The organism is Dyadobacter sp. BHUBP1 (assembly GCF_050587785.1).
Taxonomy (GTDB): domain Bacteria; phylum Bacteroidota; class Bacteroidia; order Cytophagales; family Spirosomataceae; genus Dyadobacter.
Genome location: NZ_JBOBIH010000024.1, coordinates 1 through 4,117, shown reverse-complemented (window position 1 = coordinate 4,117; position 4,117 = coordinate 1). Strand labels below are relative to the sequence as shown.

Here is a 4,117-nt window from a genome sequence, read left to right as displayed (position 1 = left end):
CCCATCCGAACCGGTCTGGGCTATTAGTTTGGTAATGCTATTGCCAACAATGACTACACGACTATAATTGGGAAGCGCACAACCAGAAGTTTGCGTAACCGCAAGCCCTTCGGAAGTGACACTAGTACAGGTGCCCGAAGAGCATTTGGCAGTATAAGTACCGGGCGCGCTGGTCGTGTACGTATTGGTCGTCACTGATGGGATCAATATTCCATTGAGGTACCAGCTCACATTACCCGGACAACCTGACGCCAACAACGTCACCGTCTGTGGTTGGCTCGAAGAAGAGCATACCGTTGTACCCGCCGTTTTATAAATATCAGGTCTAACACACGTCGTCGCACATCCCAGGGTCAAGCCCACAAAATTTGTTGCCCCTTTGTTCGTACCATGCCACATAGAGCCTGCATCCCCATCGAAAGCATTTTGCCACGGGTTCGATGCAAAATTAGGTGACGAGCCAAACGGCGTCCCGTTTAATTTAACGTCTCCACTGTAAAACTCCAGCTCCCGCAGTTCCCCATATCCGTTTGGACCCGATACAAAGCGCATATGCTTATACTCAACTGAATTATTAAGTGTGTAAGTCATCCAGTCGTTAATCCCGTTATCAAGGATTTCAAGAATATTAGTCCATGTCAAGCCGTCCAATGAACCCTGAATTTTAGCCCCGACAAGGCGTGTATTATCGTCGTTGCCCCGCCAACGGAAACGTACCTTGTTAACTGTACCACAGTTGCTGCCAGGTGTGTTAACTACGCTGGGGCTCGACGGAACGGAGACACCCGGGTCGTCAACAATACCATTCGCCCAACCTCCCTGATTCGCATAGTTATAGTGAAAGCTCTTGATTAAATTACCCGTGCTGTTGTTTTCCCGGATGTCTGAAAGGCGGCTGAATTTGTCATAATTGTACCAGGTAACCTTGCCCGCGGGATCTGTTATAGACTCCACCCCTACGAGTGATTTATAGTCATAGGTAGTCGTGGCCGAAACCGATGTCCCATCAGCCTCTGTTTTTGATTTAAGCAGGTCGGTTTTTCCTACATCGGTTGTGCCATAATATTCCAGTTTGGTGGTAGCACCCCCGTTTTCCTTGTAAGTCAAAAGATTTCCACGGGTGTCGTAGGTCAGAAATTCCGCTAGATTAACAATCGGGCCGCTACCTAACTTTTTATCCACTTTCTTCGGCACATACAAACTGCCGCTCGGGTTGAAATATTCAGTATTGATCCAGCTCAACGTTGCCCCATTCTCTATACCGGTTGTTTCTTCTATCACGGGGTTAACCATATTCCTGGCTACCATCGCGGGATACACCCCGGTGGAATAGTCGAAGGGGTATTTGTACGAGGTCGCAATCTTTCGCCCCCTGCTATCAGAGGCTTTGGTCTGGCTAAGTTGCGTATAATTGCTATTGCTATAAATGTAGTCTTTGATGGTTTCGACAAACGTACCCGGGGTTTTCAGGTCATATACTTTTGTCTTTTCACTCCTTAAATAATTCCAATTTTTGATCATGGCTGGATAGAAAAGACCCAGGCTTTTTTCGTTAGCGATAGCCCCGGCTTTCCACAATGGAACGGTTCTTAATTCCACCGCATACTGAGATATAAGTTCGCTTAAATTGTACTCATATTCTGTTTCTTTAACCTTGACATAACTGGAACCTGATTTTACGAAATCTTCCTGTTTCAATAAATTACCGTTTGACTTAAAGGGCCTACTGGAAACAAGGGGAGGTCGGTAGTAATGGAAATTATTGACTATATCTGATTGATTATCATAGTAGAAAATGGATTGTCCGCTTTGGCCGCTTCCCCCATAGCTTACAACCACCCGGTCATAGCCGACTACAGATCCACTCGCCGAAGCGCTCAAAGGGATGATGCTATTGGAAGTCCGGAATATAGGTCTGTTATATAAACCATCAGAACCACCTGGCCCTCCGTCATCAACACACAATCTGTCTTCCGCGTAGGTATACTGCGGTTTTGTCATTAGCCTCCCCGTTGACTTTTCGATCGTTTGCCCGTTTACGATCTCGGTAACTCGGTAAGTGAATGTTCGGACATTACTTTGCACGCCATCATTAGCAGTAATGGTTTTCAAACGCAGGCCCCCAGCCATTTTCATCGCCCCTTCCGTTGCCTCCAACGGCTCATACCAGTAAAAATGAATGGCAAAATCGGCCACCTCAAAACCACTTCCATCACTGGCCCTGGCGCGCCAGATGTATTTCCCGGGCATTATACCAAAGATCGTATTGACATGGCTGACTCCCATCGTCATACCATTCTGAGAGCCGCATCCTTTGTTAATACAGGGAGAAGGTGTACCGTTTGTATTATCCGTACAATCCTGCATGGTAAACATATCATATGTTCCGACGGATTGCCCTGAAGCCTTTTCTATTAGTTCAAAGTATACTTTCCCCGATTGGCCCGATAAGTTATTGCACGAGGTCAGATTACTTAACCTCACGAAGGCGCTCAGTCTTAAGTTGGTTGTCAGTCTATCGGGCGCTGTTGCTGCCTTGGAAAAATCAAATTCCAAGTCCTGAACCACATCCTTCTGGTTCATTTTATAGAGTAAATAGACATTCTTTTCTTCGAGAGTCCCTATATTACCGGCAAATGAGAAGTCGTTCTTGTTGGAATTGTTTACGTCGTACTCATGGGCTTCGTAATTGAACTCGGAGTACCCGCCGGTAGGGTAAGTAATCTTTTTCAAGCTAAATGCCTTTATATAATCAGGGCCGGTATCCCTTTCAGTTCCGGTTAATTGTCCGAAGTAGTACCTGATCTCATCGGAGGAAGGAAAAATGGTATAACTCGGAATCAAACTCGTATTGCCCTGCTTTCCATTATAATATCCCCAATGATCCTGTGCGAATGATGTTTTCGCAGGCAAATCAGGGTACCCGGTGCTGCTTTCAAAATATTCAAAAGTGTGCGGTTTCAAAGCACTTCCGTCTGCAGATTTCTCTGTTAATGACAGCAACTTCAGCCTTTTTGATACCGACCCACTTCCATCGCTGGTATTACCGAAACGAGGATCTGCCGTTCCGTCAAAATAAGCGTAATTGAAGTCGTACACTTTTAAAAGCGTCTTTACGCCACCGGGCTTATTGTATATTTCAACCGTTTTAAGCTTCTTATCGTATGACAGATCTTCCCTGTTTTCAAAAATAAACTTCACCGAACCATTCTGGAAGGTGATCTCATTCAAGTAGACCGTTGAAACGTATTTAGGTGGGATACGCTGAATAATATGTGGTAGTGTAGGAGCCTGCCCTTCTCCGTTATTACAAGTCTCACCTAGCAAAAACACTCCTTGGGTTTCAGTGATTGCCCCCTGAGGATAATTAAAAGCGTTCGCCAGGGCATTGTAACTAAGGTTAATTATGGCACCCTCCGGGGAAGTTATCTGGGTCAGATACCAGGATGAAACAGAGCTTCCCCCACTGGCAAGTCTGAAGGTTTCTTTTTCGTTAAACAAATAGGTAGCTCCATCGGGCGTCTTAATTTCCCAGGAAATATCAGCCCCATTATTTGCTTCAACCATCCTGATACGAATGTCACTTTTTTCGTTCATGATGATCTCTTTCGTCCTGCTTATGATAAATTTTCCGGAATAGCCTGCGAAATTGAAATTGTAGATGTCCGGCTCATATTCATTGTCGGCGCCGTCTTCCGTTTTTAATGCCAGAGTCTTAAACCCCTGCGGAGAATTAAAAACAAAATCGAATCTGCTCTGGTCACCGCTTATTGACCCTCCAAACTGCATATTTGCTTTGGGGAAATAATTGGTCGGCAAGTTATTGTTAGCACTGAAATACCTGCTCAGGGTAAAGTCATCCTCCCCCATTATCGTCCTGGAAATAACTCCCCCGGCATTCAATGCCCAGCCCAAACCTACCTGGCTGGCTTCGTCAGCTACTTTGATACCAGAAGGGTGGTAACTGATCGATATCGGCAGGCTTACTTTACCATCCTGCACAGTGTAAATCGGAATGGATATATTGGCAGTACCCGTATAGTAGCTTACAGGTATATCGACATACCTGGTTAAACTGGCCGCTTGTGGAGATGGAGGGACAATTTTTGGTACATAA

At 45.4% G+C, this 4,117-nt stretch carries 1 protein-coding gene; it reads right to left on the bottom strand.

All coding sequences use genetic code 11. From position 1 onward, the window contains the following. Nucleotides 1-4,117: discoidin domain-containing protein (locus tag ACQ4MZ_RS31390; RefSeq protein WP_430852009.1), on the bottom strand; the 4,117-nt coding region annotated here is incomplete at both ends.